This is a genomic window from Lentibacillus sp. JNUCC-1 (genome assembly GCF_009741735.1).
Lineage (GTDB): Bacteria > Bacillota > Bacilli > Bacillales > Amphibacillaceae > Lentibacillus_B.
In genome coordinates this window covers 734,888-755,327 of sequence record NZ_WHOH01000003.1, presented here as the reverse complement: position 1 = coordinate 755,327, position 20,440 = coordinate 734,888, and the positions used below count along the sequence as shown (strand labels likewise).

Annotated in this window: 25 protein-coding genes and 1 pseudogene; 4 read left to right on the top strand and 22 right to left on the bottom strand. The window is 40.3% G+C overall.

Annotated features, from left to right (window positions below; translation table 11 throughout):
• Positions 1 to 49: 49 nt before the first annotated feature.
• The 3 genes and pseudogenes from JNUCC1_RS14300 to JNUCC1_RS14290 form a co-directional block, all read right to left on the bottom strand.
• Complete coding sequence (locus JNUCC1_RS14300; protein ID WP_156647139.1) at positions 50 to 694, bottom strand: 3D domain-containing protein; 645 nt, start codon at positions 692 to 694, stop codon at positions 50 to 52.
• Between the two features lie 87 nt (positions 695 to 781).
• Complete coding sequence (locus JNUCC1_RS14295) at positions 782 to 1,093, bottom strand: YuiB family protein (protein ID WP_156646085.1); 312 nt, start codon at positions 1,091 to 1,093, stop codon at positions 782 to 784.
• A gap of 89 nt (positions 1,094 to 1,182) precedes the next feature.
• Positions 1,183 to 2,398: pseudogene (locus JNUCC1_RS14290) on the bottom strand (NAD(P)/FAD-dependent oxidoreductase).
• A gap of 330 nt (positions 2,399 to 2,728) precedes the next feature.
• Between JNUCC1_RS14290 and JNUCC1_RS14285 the strand changes: the two are divergent.
• On the top strand, positions 2,729 to 3,715 hold the full coding sequence (locus JNUCC1_RS14285) for an NAD(P)/FAD-dependent oxidoreductase (RefSeq protein ID WP_156646084.1): 987 nt from the start codon (positions 2,729 to 2,731) through the stop codon (positions 3,713 to 3,715).
• Between the two features lie 190 nt (positions 3,716 to 3,905).
• Here JNUCC1_RS14285 and JNUCC1_RS14280 read toward each other — a convergent pair whose 3' ends face one another.
• On the bottom strand, positions 3,906 to 4,262 hold the full coding sequence (locus tag JNUCC1_RS14280) for a HesB/IscA family protein (protein ID WP_156647138.1): 357 nt from the start codon (positions 4,260 to 4,262) through the stop codon (positions 3,906 to 3,908).
• A gap of 71 nt (positions 4,263 to 4,333) precedes the next feature.
• Positions 4,334 to 4,660 (bottom strand): YuzD family protein, encoded by a 327-nt coding sequence (locus JNUCC1_RS14275; RefSeq protein WP_156646083.1) that lies wholly within the window; start codon positions 4,658 to 4,660, stop codon positions 4,334 to 4,336.
• A 178-nt stretch (positions 4,661 to 4,838) separates the two neighbouring features.
• Here JNUCC1_RS14275 and JNUCC1_RS14270 point away from each other — a divergent pair, with 178 nt between their 5' ends.
• Positions 4,839 to 5,063, top strand: coding sequence for a NifU family protein (locus JNUCC1_RS14270; RefSeq protein ID WP_156646082.1), 225 nt, complete (start codon positions 4,839 to 4,841; stop codon positions 5,061 to 5,063).
• A 33-nt stretch (positions 5,064 to 5,096) separates the two neighbouring features.
• On the opposite strand, the gene JNUCC1_RS14265 is transcribed toward JNUCC1_RS14270, so the two are convergent.
• Together JNUCC1_RS14265 and JNUCC1_RS14260 are read right to left on the bottom strand one after the other, a co-directional pair.
• A complete protein-coding gene (locus JNUCC1_RS14265) occupies positions 5,097 to 6,062 on the bottom strand; it encodes a 2-hydroxyacid dehydrogenase (RefSeq protein WP_156646081.1) in 966 nt (321 codons plus the stop codon).
• A gap of 23 nt (positions 6,063 to 6,085) precedes the next feature.
• Entirely contained in the window at positions 6,086 to 7,057 is a 972-nt protein-coding gene (locus JNUCC1_RS14260) for a hypothetical protein (protein ID WP_156646080.1), read from the bottom strand.
• Positions 7,058 to 7,122: 65 nt separating this feature from the next.
• Here JNUCC1_RS14260 and JNUCC1_RS14255 point away from each other — a divergent pair, with 65 nt between their 5' ends.
• Complete coding sequence (locus tag JNUCC1_RS14255) at positions 7,123 to 7,635, top strand: phosphatidylglycerophosphatase A family protein (RefSeq protein ID WP_156647137.1); 513 nt, start codon at positions 7,123 to 7,125, stop codon at positions 7,633 to 7,635.
• 231 nt (positions 7,636 to 7,866) lie between these two features.
• On the opposite strand, the gene JNUCC1_RS14250 is transcribed toward JNUCC1_RS14255, so the two are convergent.
• Genes JNUCC1_RS14250 through JNUCC1_RS14240 form a run of 3 tightly spaced genes read right to left on the bottom strand, consistent with a single transcriptional unit; the run spans position 7,867 to position 9,740 of the window.
• Positions 7,867 to 8,637, bottom strand: a complete 771-nt coding sequence (locus JNUCC1_RS14250; protein WP_156646079.1) for a TIGR01457 family HAD-type hydrolase — start codon at positions 8,635 to 8,637, stop codon at positions 7,867 to 7,869.
• Positions 8,638 to 8,682: 45 nt separating this feature from the next.
• Positions 8,683 to 9,318 carry a helix-turn-helix transcriptional regulator gene (locus JNUCC1_RS14245; protein ID WP_156646078.1) on the bottom strand — a complete coding sequence of 212 codons (636 nt, stop codon included), beginning with the start codon at positions 9,316 to 9,318 and terminating at the stop codon, positions 8,683 to 8,685.
• 14 nt (positions 9,319 to 9,332) lie between these two features.
• On the bottom strand, positions 9,333 to 9,740 hold the full coding sequence (locus JNUCC1_RS14240; RefSeq protein WP_231784236.1) for a DUF86 domain-containing protein: 408 nt from the start codon (positions 9,738 to 9,740) through the stop codon (positions 9,333 to 9,335).
• Positions 9,741 to 9,897: 157 nt separating this feature from the next.
• On the opposite strand from JNUCC1_RS14240, the gene JNUCC1_RS14235 reads away from it, so the two are divergent.
• Positions 9,898 to 10,167, top strand: a complete 270-nt coding sequence (locus JNUCC1_RS14235; protein WP_197431758.1) for an SAV0927 family protein — start codon at positions 9,898 to 9,900, stop codon at positions 10,165 to 10,167.
• A gap of 42 nt (positions 10,168 to 10,209) precedes the next feature.
• Here the strand turns inward: JNUCC1_RS14235 and JNUCC1_RS14230 are convergent, their stop codons facing one another.
• The 12 genes from JNUCC1_RS14230 to JNUCC1_RS14175 form a co-directional block, all read right to left on the bottom strand.
• On the bottom strand, positions 10,210 to 11,550 hold the full coding sequence (locus JNUCC1_RS14230; RefSeq protein WP_231784235.1) for an RDD family protein: 1,341 nt from the start codon (positions 11,548 to 11,550) through the stop codon (positions 10,210 to 10,212).
• A 213-nt stretch (positions 11,551 to 11,763) separates the two neighbouring features.
• Positions 11,764 to 13,110: an Mbeg1-like protein gene (locus tag JNUCC1_RS14225; protein WP_156646075.1), complete on the bottom strand. Its 1,347-nt coding sequence runs from the start codon at positions 13,108 to 13,110 to the stop codon at positions 11,764 to 11,766.
• A 98-nt stretch (positions 13,111 to 13,208) separates the two neighbouring features.
• Positions 13,209 to 13,724: a hypothetical protein gene (locus JNUCC1_RS14220; RefSeq protein WP_156646074.1), complete on the bottom strand. Its 516-nt coding sequence runs from the start codon at positions 13,722 to 13,724 to the stop codon at positions 13,209 to 13,211.
• A 13-nt stretch (positions 13,725 to 13,737) separates the two neighbouring features.
• Positions 13,738 to 14,454 carry a pilus assembly protein TadG-related protein gene (locus JNUCC1_RS14215; RefSeq protein ID WP_156646073.1) on the bottom strand — a complete coding sequence of 239 codons (717 nt, stop codon included), beginning with the start codon at positions 14,452 to 14,454 and terminating at the stop codon, positions 13,738 to 13,740.
• Positions 14,451 to 14,846 (bottom strand): TadE/TadG family type IV pilus assembly protein, encoded by a 396-nt coding sequence (locus JNUCC1_RS14210; protein WP_331713794.1) that lies wholly within the window; start codon positions 14,844 to 14,846, stop codon positions 14,451 to 14,453. Before JNUCC1_RS14210 ends, JNUCC1_RS14215 begins: the two co-directional genes overlap by 4 nt.
• 27 nt (positions 14,847 to 14,873) lie before the next feature.
• The gene (locus JNUCC1_RS14205; protein ID WP_197431757.1) at positions 14,874 to 15,692 is read right to left on the bottom strand and encodes a hypothetical protein; all 819 of its coding nucleotides are present in this window, start codon (positions 15,690 to 15,692) and stop codon (positions 14,874 to 14,876) included.
• Between the two features lie 39 nt (positions 15,693 to 15,731).
• Positions 15,732 to 16,550: a hypothetical protein gene (locus tag JNUCC1_RS14200; RefSeq protein ID WP_156646071.1), complete on the bottom strand. Its 819-nt coding sequence runs from the start codon at positions 16,548 to 16,550 to the stop codon at positions 15,732 to 15,734.
• Between the two features lie 52 nt (positions 16,551 to 16,602).
• On the bottom strand, positions 16,603 to 17,439 hold the full coding sequence (locus JNUCC1_RS14195; RefSeq protein ID WP_197431756.1) for a hypothetical protein: 837 nt from the start codon (positions 17,437 to 17,439) through the stop codon (positions 16,603 to 16,605).
• A gap of 48 nt (positions 17,440 to 17,487) precedes the next feature.
• Positions 17,488 to 17,985: a hypothetical protein gene (locus JNUCC1_RS14190; protein WP_156646069.1), complete on the bottom strand. Its 498-nt coding sequence runs from the start codon at positions 17,983 to 17,985 to the stop codon at positions 17,488 to 17,490.
• Positions 17,986 to 18,018: 33 nt separating this feature from the next.
• Complete coding sequence (locus JNUCC1_RS14185; protein ID WP_156646068.1) at positions 18,019 to 18,840, bottom strand: hypothetical protein; 822 nt, start codon at positions 18,838 to 18,840, stop codon at positions 18,019 to 18,021.
• Between the two features lie 30 nt (positions 18,841 to 18,870).
• Positions 18,871 to 19,578, bottom strand: coding sequence for a hypothetical protein (locus tag JNUCC1_RS14180; protein ID WP_156646067.1), 708 nt, complete (start codon positions 19,576 to 19,578; stop codon positions 18,871 to 18,873).
• A gap of 13 nt (positions 19,579 to 19,591) precedes the next feature.
• On the bottom strand, positions 19,592 to 20,410 hold the full coding sequence (locus JNUCC1_RS14175; protein ID WP_156646066.1) for a hypothetical protein: 819 nt from the start codon (positions 20,408 to 20,410) through the stop codon (positions 19,592 to 19,594).
• Between the last annotated feature and the right edge of the window lie 30 nt (positions 20,411 to 20,440).

The following is a 20,440-nucleotide window of genomic DNA, read 5'->3' as shown; positions in this document are numbered from 1 at the left end:
GCCTCGCAAACACGAAGTCTTTTAAGCCACATTTTGTTCAATCATTTTTTTAAGGATTAATAATCTGTTCTCGAAATACTTGCAACGCTTCTGTTTCATTCAGTTTATTAAATGTTTCTTCCGTTAAATCGCCATCTCCCATTTCAATCACATAGACATCTAGTTCTCTCTTGCCCCAATTGGCAAATACTTCTTTAACTGTAGGGTAATAAAGATCTATTTTATTCCCTTGGATTGCTGAGCCCTTATCTGCCACCACACCATATCCATAACCTGGGATAAAAAGTATGGTCCCTAAAGGATATACGTCCAAGTCAGCTGCTATTGTTGAATAAATGTTACGTTCGACTTCGAGTCCTGAATACGTAATACCGTATTGTGGGTGGTCTGACGTTTTTCCAGTTGATTCAGCACCTGCCGTATACCCAGTGGCAATGACTCGGTCACGTGGGTATCCCGATAAGTCGATTGTGTCCTCAAGGGTTTTAGGCTTGTCCATTCCTTGGCCCGAGCTATCTGCTTTTACATTTTTAAGCTGTAAAGCTATATCTCTATCTTTTGAAGCAGCAGTTGGCGTTGCAGCAATTTCTTCTTCACCTTTTTCTGTGTTCATGAAGGTATGAACATCTGAAAGGGACATATTGGTTACAAACATAAATGTAGAATAGAGCGCTGCAAAGAATAATCCGATCATTAAACAATGCTTTAAAAAATGCTTCGTTTTTATCAATGAAAACACCTCTCTGATGTATCATCCCCTAAACGAAGCACTTTTATTCATTTAAAACATCTGATAGCCACTTTTTCTTAGTTTTTTAATGACAATACCCGAGACGATCGTCCCTATAAAACCTGCCAAAAACACAATATAATCAAATGCGCCAATGCCTGTCAGTTTATCCCATGCGATACTGAAAGTTGATTTTGGATTGGTGAAATATTCAATAGTCGATACCCCGTCGATCATAATGATAATGATAATAATATAAAGTCCTGACATCAGCCAAGTACGCCGCAACAGCATATTTAAAATAAATGCCAGTCCAAAAAACATCACAAAAAATAAGATCACTTCAACAAATGCCTGAATCATGTCGTTCCCTCCTGTTTATCCACCCTATAGTGTATCTTATTAGCCCGAAAAAGCAAAGGCATCCTCTCTGTGCCTTTGCTTAAAGATCTTTAGTAAAAAATATTGAACTTTCCTTTTTTCAACATAAGACTCGGGCCGCCAAGTTTGAGTAAATAACGATTATCAATCACTTTTTTCATAAATGTTGCTTTCCAGCCGAATATCTTTGTATCTTTAAAGATTACACCGATGGCATCATCGTGTCCGAGTGATGCAACAGTCCCTTTGAGGTTGGGTTCAAAAGTTTCCATATCCCCACCGCGCACCAATGCTTTTATATTCCGTGCTGCGGTTTCTGCTTCCTGAATGGCAATCTGAGCTGTCGGCGGATACGGCCTTCCGGATGCTTCGTTCATAATTAAAGCACAATCTCCGACTACGAACACATTATCATACTCTGGTGTGCGCATATCCCCACAAACTTCAACTTTGCCGCGGTTTGTTTTAAATCCGGATTTCTCCACAATAGAATTGGCTCTTACACCTGCAGCCCAAACGGTTGTTAAGGTTGGAATTTCTTCACTCATGCCATCTTTTTCATATACAACTTTATCTTTTTCGCATGATTTCAGCATGGCGCCTGTGATAAATTCAACACCCCGAGCTTCCAGGGAATTCATGGCATATTCTGCAAGCTGAGGATCAAACCCAGGCATTATATTTGGTGCGCCTTCTATAGTAATCATTCTTACCTTGGCTGGATCAATATCATATTCCCGGCATAACCTAGGAATTCGGTTAGCCAGCTCTCCTGCAAATTCAATTCCAGTAAAACCCCGCCACCTATCACAATATTCAAACGACCATCATTTTTCTCCGCTTCATTATGATACATGGCAAAGTTGTAATCAATGTGTTCGCGCAATAAACGGGCAGTATTTATATTGTTGATCATGAAGGCATTTTCTTCGAGACCAGGTATTCCGAATGTAGCTGATTCAAAACCAAGGCCGATCACGAGGATATCGTAATCGAGTTCATCTGAAGCAAGTTTTACCTTATTTGAATCTGGCTTAATCGAAATCACTGTGTCCTGAACAAATTTTATTTTACTTAGATTAACAACTTCCTGGATAGGGATCCGAGTCTGGTCATGATGCCTGGTGCCAGCCGCATTCTCATGGAGCCAAGTCGTCTGATAGTGATAATCGTGTTTGTTGACCAATGTAATCTGTGCTTCATTAATTCCAAGAGCTTTCTGCAGTTTGACTGCGGTCATGATTCCCCATAACCCGCACCTAAAATGACAATGCTTGGATTCTTCACTGTTAAATCACCTATCTATCTCTATTTTATATGTCTATTTACCCTATTCTTGTGAGTGTGTTCACGTATAAACAGTCGCTAATGAACTGTCGATCAAAAATCATGGCGACTCTGTAACCAAACTGTAATACTTTAACCATAAATATATTAGCTTGTTCAGACGTCTGATGCAACCCCTTTTTAAGTTTTTCCACAATTAAACCTAACGTCTTTCGTTGTTTACAACTCACGAACAATGCAATGCCATGCATTTTTATGATACTATATTTGTGGATGCAAGACAGAAAGAGTCGTTTTCTTTCTATATGTTATTAATGGAGGGGACAGACCATGACAGATAAAATATACGATATAACCATTCTCGGAGCGGGGCCCACCGGTTTATTTACCGCGTTTTATGGCGGTATGCGCCAGGCCAGTGTCAAAATCATTGAAAGCTTGCCTCACACAGGCGGCCAATTGACAGCTCTGTATCCCGAGAAGTATATATATGACGTAGCTGGTTTTCCGAAAGTTCGCGCCCAAGAACTGATCGACAACCTAGAGGAACAAGCACGTTTATTCAATCCGGATATTGTGCTCGGCCAGGCCATCGAAACAGTGGTTAAACATGAGGATGGAACATTTGAACTCACATCCAATACGGGTGACAAACATTTCACAAAAACCATCATTATCACAGCCGGAAATGGCGCATTCCAGCCCAGACGCCTTAAGATTGAAGGCTCAGAACAATTTGAAGATATCAATTTGCATTATCATGTGAAAGACATGAACCATTACAAGGATAAACATGTGGCATTACTAGGCGGTGGCGATTCGGCTGTGGACTGGGCCTTGATGTTGGAACCCATTGCTAAAAAAGTCACCTTGATTCACCGTCGTGATTCTTTCAGAGCACATGAAAGCAGTGTGGCCCAACTAATGGACTCGACTGTTAATATCCTTACCCCTTATGTACCGATTGATGTTTCCGGAACCGATCAAATTAATCAGCTGAAGCTTGAAGAAGTTAAGGGCGATGACAAGATCACCTTAGATGTCGATGCTGTGTTATGTAATTATGGGTTTGTCTCAACGCTTGGTCCAATCAAAGACTGGGGATTGGAAATCGATAAAAACAGCATTGTTGTCAACACTAAAATGGAGACCAACATTCCCGGAATTTATGCTGCAGGAGATATCACCACATATCCTGGGAAAGTAAAATTGATTGCCACAGGATTTGGAGAAGGACCAACTGCCATTAACAACGCCAAACAATACATCGATCCCAAAGCACGTATACAACCAAAACACTCAACCAGCATGTTTTAGGATCAAAAGCGGAAGCGCCTTGGTCATCCCCGAATATCATAAGCAAGAACGCGCAGTGGCGGTCTTTGCCACGTAGCGGTATTGCTTATGACTCGAGGGGATAGGCGCTGGAGCTGGACGTTAAAAAGCAGAAGCGCCTTAATTATTAAGAAAGAACCGATGCTTTAGCACCGGTTCTTTTTGTATGGTATTAACATTTTTCTGGCGTGCCTTCTTTGTCTTTTGCCCGGAAAGAAGACCCGCAGCCACAATTAACGATGGCGTTCGGGTTATCAATTGCGAACCCGCCACCCATCATATTTTGCTTAAAGTCAATTTTTGTACCTTCTATAATAGGAATATCCTGCTTAAATATAACGACTGGAATTCCATTTATATCTTCTGTTAAATCCAAGTCTTCGTTTATTTCATCATCAAAACCGAGGCTGTAGGACAAGCCGCTGCAGCCACCGCCCTGAATGCCAAAGCGCAACCGGACATCATTTTCTTCTTCTTTCATCATTTCACGTACTTGATCCCTTGCACTGTCTGTTAATGTAAATGGCAATGCCAATGCAACTACCTCCTTTTTGTACGATTTCTTTCTCTATCAAGTATACAACCAACCTAGCGGATACTTCAATTATTTCTGCTTAGCCCAGAAGCATCAAGTTCTTTATAAACTTCTTTCAAGCGTGGTATGCCCTCTGCAACCATTTCATTATTAACAAACACAATGGGATAAAACAAATCCTCGTCAAAAATACGTTCCACAAACGCATGGTGCTGTTCATCGTTTTGAGGCTGATCGATATCTACGTATTCATAAGCGATATGATCGTCCTCATATTTGCGGCCAATTGCGGCTTGCAGCCACTCGTAGGTATCTTTAGATCCTGGTGCACCGACACAGCTGGCACAGATTTGTTCAGCCCCATACACTGTAATCAATATTGAACTTGTCATTTTGCTGTCCCCTTTATTTATTTTACCGGTATTCCGGAAAAACCCATCAATTTCATTTTACAAAATCTGCGTTTAAAGTTAAAATGAAAGTAACCAATTGATTGATGTTCTCAATTAGACATAGATTTTTTCTGCAGATCATCCTATACTATATTAAGCGGAAGGGAGAAGATGACATATGCAGGAACAAGTACAGGAAGTTTTGAATAAATTACGTCCATTTTTGCTTCGTGATGGAGGAGACGTAGAACTCGTTGATGTTGATGAAGATGGAATTGTACTTCTTCGTCTGATGGGCGCTTGCGGCAACTGTCCCAGCTCAACCATCACATTGAAAGCCGGTATCGAGCGCGCCTTGATGGCTGAAGTTCCCGGTGTGAGAGAAATCGAACAGGTCTTTTAAATGTCCAGGCGTTCAAAACGAACGCCTGGTTTTTTATTTGACCGGTGTGAGCGCGTCATTACCGTTCAAAACCGCTTTGATATTATCGAGACATAGCTTGAGCATCTCCCAACGCGTTTCATAACTCGCGGAACCTATATGCGGCAGACAGACCACATTCTCCAGTTCCAGCAATGGATGTGTTGAATCGATCGGTTCAGTTTCAAACACGTCCAGCCCTGCTGCGTGGATATCTCCGTCTTTTAAAGCCTTGTAAAGCGCTGTTTCGTCCACTGTTTTTCCACGTGACACATTTATAAAAATGGCTGAAGACTTCATCTGTTTGAACGCTGACGCATTGAACAACTTCTCAGAGTCTTTATTTAAAGGGAGTAAAGCGACGACATAATCAGAATTCCTGAGCAATTCGTCAAAAGACACATATGTGGCTCCAAGTTCTTGCTCAGCTGCTTCTTTGCGGGAACGATTATGGTAAAGAATGTTCATGTCAAATCCTTTTGCCCGTCTGGCCACTGCTTCACCGATCCGTCCCATACCGACAATACCAATTGTTTTATGATGGATGTCCTGACCAGCAAGAAGGAAAGGAGCCCAGTTTTGCCATTTATCATCCAATACATAGTCTCGCGCTTCAACAACTCTTCTCGCTGTTGCCATCAATAAAGCGAATGTCAGGTCAGCTGTCGTGTCGGTCAGTACATCAGGCGTGTTTGTAACCACCACATTTCTGTCGTTTGCCGCCTTAAGATCTATATTATCGAAACCGACAGCATCATTGGCTACTACTTTAAGTTGCGGAGATTGTGAAAGAAGTTCTTCATCAATGGCATCGGATAACATGCACACAAGCCCATCCGCATCTTGCGTCTGTCGAAGCAGTTCATCTCTCGGCACAGGGGTCTCCGATTCTTTCCACATTTTAATTTCAAAAGCATCTTCAAAAGGTTGTATGATGTCATTTGGAATATTTCTGGTAATGTATATTTTTCCTTTAGCCAAACGTTTCCCCTCCAATTCATATACTATAACCAGTGTATCACAGGAACGTTGATCGCATGAACATCTACGCCCGATTCTTCATAAAAACGACCAAGCCGTGCTTCATAATCAGGTTGTTGTGCCAGAAGTGCGTTGAGTTTTTCATAATAGTAAGCCTCTTGGTCTTTTGCAAGAAAGCTTTCTCCAATGATATCCAGCACATGGAGCGGCATCACGAGCCTCGCATAAAGTGCTCGCCATGCAAGAATGGATAAAGGGCGAACCTCTGTATAATCATAAAGCAAGCGAAGAGCTTCTTCCTCTTTACCCCGAATCCAATAGAATCTGATCCCCTCTGCCAAATCCCTTACCCCATGATCAAAAACAAATTCATGTGACCAGATAACGCTGGTTCGTAGTTGTTTTGTATAGCGGTGAAAACAAACTGTGCCTATGTCAAATTCATTTGTCCGCCATTCTCCTTCCGTTTCTTGAACATATTGAATGGCATTCTCTCCTATACCAATAATATATGGTAGGCTATCCAAAAGCAGGTTCATGTAAGCTGACTCATTTTGAGATGCTTGACGATGAATCTCGCCTTCATAAAGGTCTAATTTTTTCATCCATACTTGTTTCCATTGACCGAAACTAGATATATGCTGTGGTTCAAACTGTTGCGTTGCCCCTGCTGCATGCAAATGTGCGAGTTGCCTGCCGTGGGAATGTTCTTGTGGAACGCGTGGAAGAGATGCGTACATCAGCATATATGAAACCCCTTCATGAGAGGTTACCCATTCTCCATTTCTGTTGGGCAGCAAACGCGAAACCAATTCATACCCATTTTGGTGTAAAAATGCAGAAAGTGCACCTTGTTCCATATACATTGCTTCCTTGTTTTCGACTGGAATGATAAGATAGACGTATTCCCCATCGGTCAATAGGCTACGGTTGTCTATATGCGTGGAATACGTGTCACGGATATTATAGTGCATTTCAAGAAATGCTTTCATCATGATCCCTCCTAATGCTTTATAAAATATATATGAAGAATAAAACAAGAAAGAAGAGGTGTTGTATGATGGATAAAAATACAGATAATAAAACTTTAGAATCAGTTGCAAGAGAATGGCTTAAACAAAGAGGCGTCAAACTGGAGGATATTGCTGAACTGGTCTATTACCTCCAGGCTAAATATCATGAAGATCTTCAAATGGAAGACTGCCTGTACAACGTTGACAGAGTCCTGACAAAACGAGAGGTGCAAAACGCCATCTTAACAGGCATTCAGCTTGATAAACTCGCTGAAGACGGAAAACTCGACAGCCCGCTGCAGGAAACGATTGAAACAGATGAAAGCTTGTATGGCATCGATGAAATTGTTGCCTTTTCAATTGTAAACGTGTACGGCTCAATCGGCTTTACCAACTATGGTTATATCGATAAGCAAAAACCAGGTATTCTGAAACATTTGAACGATAAGTCCACCGGGGAATGCCACACATTTCTTGATGACATCGTGGGTGCTATCGCAGCCGCAGCATCAAGTCGTTTGGCTCATGCCACCGCAGACGACGCTTTACTTGATGATTGATAAACAAAAGCGGAAACGTCTTGGTTGCCCCCGAAAATCATAAGCAAGAACGTGTAGTGGCGGTCTTTGCCACGAACGTTCATACTTATGACTCGAGGGGGTAGGCGTTGGAGCTGGATGTGCCCTTTGACAACATTTATCAACAGCTCGAATATTTATAATTTCTTAAGCATACACAAAACCGGGGTATTCCTGCTATTAAAGGAACACCCCGGTTTTATTACTTTTGGGTCAAATGAGCCACTCTGACAGATCATTTACCACATGTGTGGGTTTATGTTTGATTTCGGACAGCTGCGATGTGGTTGTAACCCCTGTCAGGACCATTAATGTGTCCATACCAGCATTAACACCTGCCATAATATCAGTATCATAATTATCTCCAATCATGACTGTTGCCGCTTTGCTCAAGTCCATTCTTTTTAGAGCGGTATTCATGATTGTCGTCTCGGGTTTACCGATAAATACGGGCTTTTCTTTTGTACTGACTTCAATGACTGACGTCAATGCACCATTTCCAGGCAGCATGCCTCTCTCGGTCGGGATAGCGATATCTCCATTTGTTGAAATAAATGCTGCCCCGGCCCGAACATGAAGACATGCCTTAGCATACTTTTCATATGTGACCGAACGATCGATGCCGACAATAACTACGTCTACCTGACTGTCATCATCTATGATTGTATGACCCGTCTCTTCAAGCGCATGCTTCAACCCCTCTTCTCCGATAACATAACAGCGTGCAGCCCCATATTGCTCTCTTATGTAAGTGGCTGTTGCTAAGCTTGAGGTGATGATTTGCTCGCTCGCTGCAGGAACTCCCATCTTCTGCAATTTATCTGCCACTTGTTCAGGGGTGCTTGATGAATTATTCGTTACAAACAAATAAGATTTGTTCTGCTCTTTTAACCGACACACAAACTGAATCGCTGAATCAATCGGTTCTGTTCCATTGTACATCGTTCCGTCAAGATCAATTAAATAACCGCTGTAACTTGTCATTATTTCGTCCTCCAAATGCTGAAAAAAGATGAACCCATTTCAGATTCATCCTTCCTTCGTCTCTTTAATGGTCCATTTGCAAACCCCGTCACCTTTCGTAATGCAAGATTGCTGTTCGACATGACCGGGAGCAAATATATTTGTAAATACTTCTTTTTCATTTAGACATACTTGCCCGTATTCCTCAGCAAGTTTTATGATGGGACAATGATAGTGGGTCAGTTCATACAAACCCTCGTCTTTTTGTTCAGCTTCAACCATATATCCCTTTTCGTTCTGTATGCCTGTCACCTGTGCGATCTTCTCATCAAAGTCATCGACTTGAAATGCTTCATCAAAATGGGCCTGTTCCCGTTCCTTACGCCTGTTTAGAACAGCATGAACGGCTTCACGTCCTTGCACGGCCTCTAGATCTTTGAGCAGTTCAACTGGCAGTTGCTCATACTGATTGGGAAAAGTACTGTGCCCTTTATCGGTCAGACGATATTCGTGCAACGGTCGACCGATCTTTTGTTTAAGGGTACGACGTTCAATAAAGCCCTGTCGTTCCAGTTCGCCCAAATGCTTTCTCACCGCAACTTCTGAAATAGAGAAGTGGAGCATTACCCCATCAATCGTACATGGTTGTGTCTTCTTTAACACATTTAATAACTTCTGTTTTGTTGAAGGCAGCTTATTCATTTCACAGCCTCCTTTCAATCTTTCGTAAATGCGTTGGCGACTCCCAGTTCATTATCCAAATACGCTGTTACATGCGTACTGAATTTCTCCAGCACCTGTTGATATTCGTATAATACATTGGTTAATGTTTTATGATCTATGTCTGCATAATCCTGTACAAGCAACTGACGCAGTTCGATTAGCTTGTGATAGGCTTGCTGATCGCTTTCAGGCAGAACACGCTCATCTACCATGATGTCAATAATGTCATTATAACTCCCAGGGTCTCGCATAATAAACCCGTCAATCATCATATTACCAACATCAAGCATTGACTCAATTAGTGTATGCGTAAGCCGTTCCAATGCAAGGTGTTCCACATTGGAATTAAAGGGTTTCTCCTTATCATACAACGCCAACAGCTGATCAATATGAACAAGCAATTGCTCAATTTTTTACGTTCTACAAAATACATGACGCTTCCCCCATTACATCATTTTACATAAACATCTTATTCTATTTTAACATATCAGTACCGCTATTAGAATAAACAATGATATAGTAAAAAAAGTCAATTATAATTCTATGGAGGATGATAGGATGGCACAATCATTCGAATTGATTAAAGATCAAACGGTTCAAAAAGACGTGCGATATGTAAGTGTTATGGGTGATTATAATCGTTATGATGTTGCACTCATGACACATACTGTCGATAAGAATAAAATATTTGTGATCGACTTGAATAAAAACCGTTATGCTTTAGTGGATCAGGACAAAGTTGGCAGCCAGGCTGAGATTGCTCATTTATTCCAAGTGTCCGGCTTTGAAGCCGAAGAACTCATTTCATTCTTAAAAAGTATTCTTTAACTGCATGAAGGGACCCGGTTGCTGCGGGCTCCCTCTGTGCGTTCATGCCTTATATACGCCATAATTAAGCACTCTGTCGACAATGGTTTGTTTATCTTTGGTGAAAAGAGAGATGAACTGTCCGATGCCAAGAAGCATAAGAGATATAACGTTCAGAACAAATTTCCCGCTCGCTTTGGTAAAGGAGATCTTCGTATTGAACTCACCGGAAACTTTAACTTTCACAAGCATTTTACCGACGGTAGCCTGCAATGGACTGCTTTCAAGTATGGCGTCGTACAGCCAAAAAACCGCCAATACCATCGTAATTTGAATCACCCAGTAGTTCATGAGATATTCGTCGGCAGGCCTGTCTCCAAACAGCAAGCCAGTGAGAGCAACGGATCCATGTGGCGCTATCTTGGTAAACACCAGACAGAATGTAACCAGCAGAACATCAATGCCCCATGCAGCAAGACGCATCCAAAAACCTGCGGGGGTTCCGTTGTCCTCTTCTTCCCATTCGTGACCCATTTCAACTGACACCATATGACCACCTCTATTTTTGATAGAACTTTTCCAATTTAACCAGATATTCTCTAACGTCTTCAGGGTTTGTATGCTGTCAAGCTGTTGTTGATTCAGTGCAAGGAAATGTGAGGCATATGTTCTGTGTTCATTGGTCGGCTTCATATCTTTTCCCGCCTGTTCATACAACGCTTGATCATAGTACTTTAATTCAAAACCTGTGAGGGTTATGCCAGACTCCTGCAGCTGTTCAACCAACTTATAAATCTTTACTTGCTCTTCCTCTTCATTGGAAAAGTCATTAAACACATACAGTGTAATACAAAAACGATAGCCATTAGGGAATTCGCTGTATACGTCGAAAAAGTCTGGAATAGCTTCATAGTTGTCTAGGACATACTGATCCATCTCCCGAAAAGTGGTTACCTTAGTTTCGAATATCCAAACATTTTCATAAAGCTGACTAACCATAGGGTCAAAAACGTCATATATTTCCTTAGACCATAAAGATCCAATATAAGTGTCTCTAATGTTATCGTTATGGTCCTGTGAGACAGTAAAAGGGATATTCTCCCCATTAACCGGTACAGCTGATACTGTATAATGCCCATTTGCTTCACTGAAGGCCTCATCATCAAATGTTGCTTCCATGTTATATTTCCGGGTTAAATACGATTGATAAGTATCAAGATCTTTCTCCAACTGTTCTTCCGGTATATCGGGTTGCTGAGCCTTGATCGCCAATTTATGCATGATTTGCGGCATAAAAGCCGGCAACCACCCAATTGGCAACACCAACATCGCTGTCAGAATCACAGGAAGGAAATCGCGCACACTTCGCCTCAACCTAATCTCTTTCTTATTCTTTCGGATCAATTGCGCTATAACAATGGCATTGCATAAATCCAAATACTCCTGTAAAGTATGACCATCAGAAGCCCTGGCACTGTTAAATACAGGATCAACAGTTCAACAAGGATCAACAAACTGCCTTTTAACATCTGACGGTTATGAACCTGACCTAGCCCTGGAAACAACACAGATAAAAATCCGGCCAAAATTACACGTGAGATACGGATCCCTCCTTCCTTAACACAATCCCATTAAAGCAAAGAAATTTCCAAGACCATGGCTTCCGAACATTGATGTGGAGGAGTCAAACCCTTTACCAATCGCCGTTCCGATCAAGGACCACAAAGTATTCGATTTGTGAGCCTCACCACTGTAATCATCTCTTATTGAAGAAGTCCCGTCATCTGAATAAACAATCGACTGCCCTGCGTGAATGTGATACGTACCAATATCGTCTTCTTCCATCATATGGTTCACAATTAAATCATCAAAAAGCCCATTTTCATCAAAAAATTTAGCCGGGACATCGACATTACTGTCACTCATCCCGATACTGAGAGGGTTTTCAAAAAAACTGTAATCGCGCGTTTTAATGCCTGGAGCATTCCAAGTTATAGCCGGAACATTTGTATTTAAGGAAGTATATTGTGCAATTGCCCCTCCAAGAGAATGTCCCGTTAAAACGATTTGATGACCGGGATATTGTTCTATTAATTCCTCTACATATTCGGCAGCTTCTTCAAACTGCTTTGAACCATATCCAAAAGCAAGGGCAGCATCCGTTATTCCGTCTTGCAAGTCTTCCGTTCCTGCAAATGAAACAACAATTGTGCCTTCTTCAGCCTGGTTAAATGCACGCGCATGAAAACCTGAATCATCATTAAATTGAGTTCCAATTTCATTCCAGCCATGCTGGGCCAAAAATGCTTCATTTTGATTTTGGACTTCTGTTCCAAGTTTCCCGTCGCTATAGCCTGAATCAGCCAATGTTGCCATAACATTGTCAGCAATTGTAATATCATCCACACGCCCATGCGGACGCTCAACAAGCTTGGCAAACTCCTTTTCCAAGCGCGCGAATTGTTCCTCCCGCTGTTCTTGAAAAACTGGTGAATCCGGCAAAAACAAATAAGGATTGTCCTTTTCAAATTGTACAACTGCCTCTTTTATTTTCTCTTTGGTGGACAAGTCTAATGTATCCGCATCATCATCACAGTCAGCATTGTCTGGGGATGGGAGACACTCCTCCACGACTTCTGCTTGTGCATCTGTATCTGATTCCTGCGCGTCATTTTGTTCTTGGGCTTCATCTGTTTGCATGTCACCGTTACCACTGGAGTCTACACCGTTCCCATCCGTTTTTTGCCCATCTGTCCCATCGCCTTCAGTCCCTTCACCTTCCCAGGAGTCGCCTTGCCAAATAAAATCCTCAGCATTCCATGGTGTGCCTTCCCAGGCGTCTCCCTGCCAAGGGGTGCCTGACCAGGATTCAACTGCACCAGCACTTGGAACCCAAATAAACTGAAATGCCAATGCAACAGCAAATAATGCAGAAACAGCTTTTTTCATTGGCGGCTTAAACATTATGAATCTAACCTCCTGTCCTTTACAGAGAAGGAATATTCAGACATGAAATCTATAAAACGTGCACCATATTGCATGGTGCATACGTTGCTATTAAACTATTTTTCATCCAATTCCTTTATTTCCACATCATGCTCTTCAGCCATTTCTGCCATGAAGGCATCCGCTTTTTGAGCATTTTCTCGAGCTTTTGTCAGCTTTTCATCTGACTGTCCAAGTAATTGATTTACTTCTTCTTCATTGGCACCTTCTACTGATTTCTTAAGCGCCTCAACGTTCATCGTCATTGCCTGTGACCAGACATCTAGCTGCTCTTTGCGTTTTTCATGAAGTTCCTTGACAACATCTGTTTTGGGGGCTAGTGAGTCTATATAGCCCATAATCTCGTCTACAAGAGGCATGACTTTCTCTTCTTGAATTTGTAAAGCCTCTTCAGGGGTTCCAGCATTATAAGAACGCGCCATTTCCTCATCTACCTGACTTGCTAAATCATTGACCGTTTCCACATAACTATTATGATAATCTGCCAACTCCTCTGCTTCCTCTGATGCTCCGCAAGCCCCCAACAATCCTGTCATTAAAACCATGAGGCTCAACATATATAATTTTTTCATGTATTTTCTCTCCTTATAAATCATAAGTGGAGTCACCTGTCCACAACGTTTCAATCAATTCCCCAGTAGGACCAGCTGAATCCTTATATAGTTTCTGTTTAATTCCCTGCATAAAACCATCAAATGATGTTGATTCAAATTCATTCGCTGCTTTCACTTTAAACCGGTCATCTTCCACTTTTAACATCGCACCGTCCAATTTGCCGCCATTTTTTAGAACGGCCTGCCGCGCAGCATTGACGACCTTCTCAGAAGACATGCTGGATTGTAAATACGCTTCTAACAGCTCACCAAGAATTGGCGTGTCCAATCCACTTTGTACAACCTGTTCCAAAATTTCTATCTCCCACTCATTCGGGTTTAAGCTTCCAATTGGATTGTTTTCTTTTGCCTCCGTTATTTCTTCATCAAAATCCCATTCTTCTTCACTCGATTCATCATCTGGATCGTCCCCACCTTCTTCAGATTCGCCGCCACCATCTTCGTCATCAGGTTCACCAAGTGGAAAGACCTCTCCAGTAAGCGCATCTCTTAAATCTTCATAAAAGGCACTTGTCGCAGCAAGACTTGCCTGGCTCGCTGTTGCTGCTGATTTTTCTTTCGTCACAAAAGCTGAGCCCATATTAAAAACAAATACAAATAAAAGCATCAACAAACCAACGGCGCCCATCACAAACAACATCGTGTTCCCATTTTCATTGTTTAATAGCTTCTTACAACGCTGTATCATTCAATCACCCTGCCTGATGTTGACGTGCTATATGAAATATCCGGAATATAACCATTACGCAGCTTTTTCGGTAAGAATATTAAACTGATATCTACATCAATATCTGCTGTAAAATATTTGTCATTCACCTGGGATACCGCAACATTACCAGACACATAACTGGTCGTATCCAATATTTTTTGCGCGGTTGCCCCGGCCTCGCCACTGTCCCCTGTCACGGAATAAACATCCGCATATTCGTTTACCGCCGACTGAGCTACAATCACCCCATGGATTCCAACGACAAATTGCACAACAACCATCATGACAATCAATACTATTGGTACGATACCCAGAAATTCAATGGTCGCACTGCCCTCTTCATTTCGCCTCATCCAAGAAAACTTCTCCACGTCAACCACCCTCCTTGATCTTCTGTCTTAAGGATAACGCAACGTTTTCTTCAGGGTTTCAACCCGTTCCTTCAATCTTTCTTTATATACGTTGTAAAAGTAATCAATATATGTGTCATAATCCATTGGTGCCTTGCCATCTGTCATCTGATCAATGTTTTGTCTTAATTGTTCAGCAGCACAGTCACTCGTCATGTTGTATAAAGTATGCTTATCTGAAAATCTATCATATTTTTTTATATCAGGTTTATCCCTATTGGCATATACGACATCAAAATCCCGACGATGTTGATACCGATCTTTTAATTGTGCATATTGGATCCAGCCACCCTCAATGTTATACATAATCAACTGATCAATCTCTGAATCGGTAAAGTAGTCTTTTTCTTTAACGTGTTTATCAAATTGAGAAGCCTCCTGCCACAACTGCTTCATGTTCTTCTGCAGATCAAGCATGGATTGAATGACGGAAAGCGATCGTTTATAAACAGGAATATCAATTGTTGCGATATCAGCATTTACAATTCGTTCTAAATAATCTCTAACCTCTTCAAGTATAGAAAAATCGACCTGAGCTCTTTCACCTATCGAGTCCGAAATGTTATTCCAAGTAATAAAGTATGATACTAACGGTAACAGAGCGCGTTGTGCTTCCTCAGGTGTATGTTTTTCAAGCGAAATAACCGCATCACCTTTGGATTTTGTCCTGAATTTACCAGTATACCGTGCTAAGTAGAATAATCGACCACTCACCTTGTACCCATCCAAATTTATGGAAACGTCCTCGAAAAACTTTTTATGTTTTTTGCCCAACGCTAGAAGTCTTTGTTGTTCAGATTTATTCATCACTTATCACCAAATCTCCCCATAAACAGTTCATTTACCTTATGGATAACGTAACATCGGCTTAACTTTTTCGAACTGTTGTTGAACACGTTCTTTGTAAACGTCGTAAAAATGATCCATAAATGTTTCATAATCCATTGGAGCCTTTCCTTCTGTCAAATGAGCAATTGATTTTTTTAATTGATCAGCAGCAATGTTGCTTCTCATATTGTAAAGCGTCTTTTTTCTAGTAAACTTTTCATGCTTTTTTACTTCGGGTATATTCCGATTATCATAAATGACATCAAAGTCTTTGCGATAAGTGTAACGGTCCTTAAATTGCGCATATTGGATCCAATGACCTTTAATATGATATAAAATTAATTGTTCAATTTCCTGGTCATCAACATAGCCTTTTTCAGTTATTTGTTTGTCCATTTGATCTGCGCTTTGCCACAGGTGTTTCATCTCTTCTTGCAAATCAAGCATATTTTGTAAAATATTTAATGATCTCTCGTATACAGTCATATCTACTGCGGAGAGTCGAGCATTAACAATACGTGCAAGGTAATCTCTTACCTCTTCAAGTATCGAAAAAGTAACTTGAGCTCTATGCTGAACCACCTCTAAAATAATGTTCCAAGTTGAAAAGTAAAAAAATAGAGGATAAAAAGCTTCCTTTGCTTCTTCACGGTTATGATGCTCAAGTGAAAAAACAGCATATGCTTTTGGATTCTCGCTGAATTTACTCATATACATAGCTAGGAAAAACAGGTGGTTATTCACCTTATAACCATCGATATTAATCGTGTAGTCTTCAAGGAACTTCTTATGTTTTTTACCTAATTCATGGAGTCTTTGCTGATCCGTTTCATTCAACCCTCACCACCTCACTTCAATCATCTGGTGTTTAAACATATATCACCAAGCGTTAGCTTAAAGGATAGCGCAACATCTTCTTATCTCTTTCGTAACTTTCCACCAGCCGTTCTTTGTAGACTACATAAAAATGCTCCATATACGTTTCATAATCCATTGGAGCCTTGCCTTCTGTCAAACGATCAATTGATTTTTTTAATTGATCAGCAGCGATATTACTTCTCATATTAAACAGTGTCTTTTTATTAGTGAAACTTTCATGCTTCTTTACTTCAGGTATATTGCGATTATCGTATATGACATCAAAATCATCGCAATAATCATAACGATCCTTGAACTGAGCATATTGGATCCAATTGCCCTTAAGGTTATACATAATCAATTGCTCAATCTCCTGATCATCAAAAAAAACCTTCTCCCGTATGTTTTTGTCCATCTTATCAGCTTCTTGCCACAGTTGCTTCATCTCTTCTTGAAGATCAAGCATACTTTGGATGATACGTAAGGATCGCTCATATACAGAAATATCTATTCCAGAGACTTGAGCGTTAACTATTCGCTTAAGGTAGTCTCTTACTTCCTCAAGAATCGAAAAATCAACTTGAGCCCTATGTTTAATTGAATCTAATACATTATTCCATGTTACGAAATATGAAGTTAACGGATACATGGCCTCCATCGCTTCCTCATAACTATGCTTTTCAAATGACACAACAGCATACGCTTTCGTATTGTCACTGAATTTATTCATATACATTGCCAAGAAAAACAAGCGATGATTAACCTTATAACCCTCGATATTTATCGAGACATCCTCGTAAAACTTTTTATGTTGTTTGCCCAATTCTAGAAGTCTTTGTTGCTCCGCTTCGTTCATCGTTATCACCAAGCCAAAAAGATATGTCTTTTATATATTGCGTTGTTTCCTAAAATGGGGTCATTCTTTAAGCTCAAATTCATACTGGTCCGCCAAGCTTGCTATTTTTTCATTGGCTTGTTGAGCGTATTCAGCAGCCTTTATCATTTTGTTATCAGATTGCTCAACGAGGCTATTAATTTGGGCCTCAGCTGCTTCATTAGCTGCTTCTTTCATTGCTTCGGTTCTAAGGTCAAAGCCTTCTTTCCAAAGCTTCAGTTGTTCAGCTCTCATTTCATGAACTTCTTTAACCACGTCAGAATTTGGTTCTTGCTGCTGAATGAAAGTCATTATATCTTCAACCAATGGATTAATATTTTCTTTCTGATAAGCTAAAGCTTCATCCATGGCTTCAATCATAGCAATCTTATTTAAGTGTTCATCAATTTTGTCAGCTTTTGGGTTGACTTCCTCCACATAGCGATTGTGGTAGTCAGCTAATTCATCTGCTTCTGGTGAACTGCATGCAGCAAGCCCCATAAACAAGACAAGCAACAATAATTGAATGAATGTCCTCATTCATCTCATCTCCCCTCTTTAATTTATCACCTTCTATGGATGGCGTAATGTTTTTTTCATTTGTTCTACCCGCTCTATCAATCTTTCTTTGGTAACTGAGTAAAAATGATTAATATATTCATCCTTATCCATAGGATGGTGATGTTCCGTGAGACGTTGTATGGCACCCTTAAGCTGATCTGCTGCCGCTTCACTTGTCATATTTTCTAATGTCCGTGGGTCTGAAAAACGTTCAAACTGCTGTATTTCAGGTCTACTGTGATTTGCATGAATCACATCAAAGTCCTGCCTATAGGTATAGCGATCTTTAAACTGCACATATTGGATCCATCCACCCTGAACATTCATCAACAATAATTGATCAACATCCGAATCTGAGATAGCTTTTTTTTCTTGAATAGCAACCTCTAATTTTTGAGCCTCCTTCCATAGTTGTTTCATTTCTTCCTGTAATGTGAGCATGTTTTGTATAATACTTAGTGATCTATCATATATGGTCTGGTCATTATCACTAAGCACTCCGGAGTTCAACACTGTTTTTAAATAATGCTCTACTTCTTCTAAGATGGAGAAGTCAACTTGGGCACGCTCACCCACACTTTGAGCCACGTTATTCCAGGAAATTGAAAAGCCTGCTAAAAAATAAAGTGCGATTTCTGCTTCCTCACGATTGTTCGTATCGGGAGAAATGATGGCATTACCTTTATCTGTGCTGCTAAAAAGGCCTTGATAAGTAACCAAATAATAACGATGATTATTAATTACATAAGGTTCCCGATTTACTGATGTGTCTTCGAGAAATTTAGCATGTTTTTTTCCAAGCTTTAATAATTGTTTTTCCCCTTTTTCGTTCAATGTGTTGCCCCCCAATAGCTTAAGCAGCGCTTATGATTCACCATGCATTTCGAGAACTTCTTGAGATTCTCTCCATTTAATAATTAGAGAGGTAATATACATAACCACAAAAGGGAAGATAAGTAAATTTAAAGTCATTTGGGTTAAAATCTGAGCAGCGAATGAATTGGTTATTTTAAAGATTTGAGCCACAACAACAACACCAAAAATACCTTCCAGTAGCCCTGTGACTAAAAGAACAAGGAGAAGTTTCCAAAAATGCTTCTTTCCAATTCGTATACCTTCTTTAAATGACTTCCATGTTGATTTTTCGTCAAACATACTGATGTATGGGACTGGAAATAATAATGCAAGTACAGCTAGCCCCGGCAATACAAACAGCGTAAAACCTATGGTGGAAACCAATGCAGCTAACAGCGCAAATACAAAAACAGTAAAGCCATTGACTAAGAATACATAAAAGGTGTTACCTAAATTAGGTTCCTTCCCAATGTACTCATTAAATACAAACCTTACGTATGGCGTCTGTGCGATTATGAATAGCAAAATCGTTATTAATGCGTAATATATATCAGCAACCGAATAGACTGGATTAATGGTGGGTGTAATTGCGTATATATAATTGGTTGTATAAGAATGAAGCAATAATAAAGGCAGTGTTGTGAGCACCATTAACAATAAAATTTTCTCAAATTGACTCGTGTATAAATGCCATGTGTATTTCAGTGGATTTCTCATAAGTAACTCCTCTTTACGGGAAGCGCATAATTTTTTTCATTTTAGATACTTCATTGTCAAGATCCTGTTCATATGATTTCATCCAAGTATCATATATTTCTTCATCTGACATTCCCTTTACACTTTCTCCTTTTTCCAGTCGCTCTAAGGAATCTCTTAAATCCATTTGTGCTTTTTCAGAAGTCATTTCGTGTAATAAGCGTATATCAATGTGATCTTTAGCAAGGTTTTCTTGTTGAACATGATCGTATACTTTGTCAAAAGCTATACAATTTTCATAGTGCCAGGAGAACTGACGATATTGAATCAAGTCGGCCTTGATAACGGATTGCACCATAGTATTAATGGATTCCTCTGTGAAATATCCATCTTGTTCAATGTTCTGGTCCAATGCCGTCACTTCTTCATGCAACTGTACCATATCTTTCTGGAATTCTATCATTTGCTCCATTGCCTTGTATGCATTTGTATACGAATCTCTAAATGTGCCATCTAAAGATTCATCGATTACCCATTTCAAAAAAGCGTGGATTTCCTCCCATACAGATATATCTTGCTTAGCTCTCTTCTCAATACTTAACGCACCATTACTGCTTACTGAAAAGTACATTAAGTTTTCAAGAATGGACTGAGGGGCATTTGCATTGTCGGAATTAAAAGGTATTATTGCGCAGCCCTTCAGCGAATTGGTAAATTTACTTTGATAAAATGCCAAATAATATACATTGTTATCTGTTTTGTAGCCAACAGCATTGATTGAAGTTGATTCAAGCATTTTTTGATGTTTTTTTCCGAGCTCCAGCAGTTGCTCTTGTTCCAGTGCGTTTAGCAATTTCTTTTCACCTCAAAAACTCAATTTATT

What these genes read in the sequence shown, in the direction of transcription:
- JNUCC1_RS14300 (WP_156647139.1), bottom strand. Translation starts at nt 694, where the DNA reads ATGATCGGATTATTCTTTGCAGCGCTCTATTCTACATTTATGTTTGTA.
- JNUCC1_RS14295 (WP_156646085.1), bottom strand. Translation starts at nt 1,093, where the DNA reads ATGATTCAGGCATTTGTTGAAGTGATCTTATTTTTTGTGATGTTTTTT.
- JNUCC1_RS14285 (WP_156646084.1), top strand. Translation starts at nt 2,729, where the DNA reads ATGACAGATAAAATATACGATATAACCATTCTCGGAGCGGGGCCCACC.
- JNUCC1_RS14275 (WP_156646083.1), bottom strand. Translation starts at nt 4,660, where the DNA reads ATGACAAGTTCAATATTGATTACAGTGTATGGGGCTGAACAAATCTGT.
- JNUCC1_RS14270 (WP_156646082.1), top strand. Translation starts at nt 4,839, where the DNA reads ATGCAGGAACAAGTACAGGAAGTTTTGAATAAATTACGTCCATTTTTG.
- JNUCC1_RS14260 (WP_156646080.1), bottom strand. Translation starts at nt 7,057, where the DNA reads ATGATGAAAGCATTTCTTGAAATGCACTATAATATCCGTGACACGTAT.
- JNUCC1_RS14255 (WP_156647137.1), top strand. Translation starts at nt 7,123, where the DNA reads ATGGATAAAAATACAGATAATAAAACTTTAGAATCAGTTGCAAGAGAA.
- JNUCC1_RS14250 (WP_156646079.1), bottom strand. Translation starts at nt 8,637, where the DNA reads ATGACAAGTTACAGCGGTTATTTAATTGATCTTGACGGAACGATGTAC.
- JNUCC1_RS14245 (WP_156646078.1), bottom strand. Translation starts at nt 9,318, where the DNA reads ATGAATAAGCTGCCTTCAACAAAACAGAAGTTATTAAATGTGTTAAAG.
- JNUCC1_RS14235 (WP_197431758.1), top strand. Translation starts at nt 9,898, where the DNA reads ATGGCACAATCATTCGAATTGATTAAAGATCAAACGGTTCAAAAAGAC.
- JNUCC1_RS14225 (WP_156646075.1), bottom strand. Translation starts at nt 13,110, where the DNA reads ATGTTTAAGCCGCCAATGAAAAAAGCTGTTTCTGCATTATTTGCTGTT.
- JNUCC1_RS14220 (WP_156646074.1), bottom strand. Translation starts at nt 13,724, where the DNA reads ATGAAAAAATTATATATGTTGAGCCTCATGGTTTTAATGACAGGATTG.
- JNUCC1_RS14215 (WP_156646073.1), bottom strand. Translation starts at nt 14,454, where the DNA reads ATGATACAGCGTTGTAAGAAGCTATTAAACAATGAAAATGGGAACACG.
- JNUCC1_RS14205 (WP_197431757.1), bottom strand. Translation starts at nt 15,692, where the DNA reads ATGAATAAATCTGAACAACAAAGACTTCTAGCGTTGGGCAAAAAACAT.
- JNUCC1_RS14190 (WP_156646069.1), bottom strand. Translation starts at nt 17,985, where the DNA reads ATGAGGACATTCATTCAATTATTGTTGCTTGTCTTGTTTATGGGGCTT.
- JNUCC1_RS14180 (WP_156646067.1), bottom strand. Translation starts at nt 19,578, where the DNA reads ATGAGAAATCCACTGAAATACACATGGCATTTATACACGAGTCAATTT.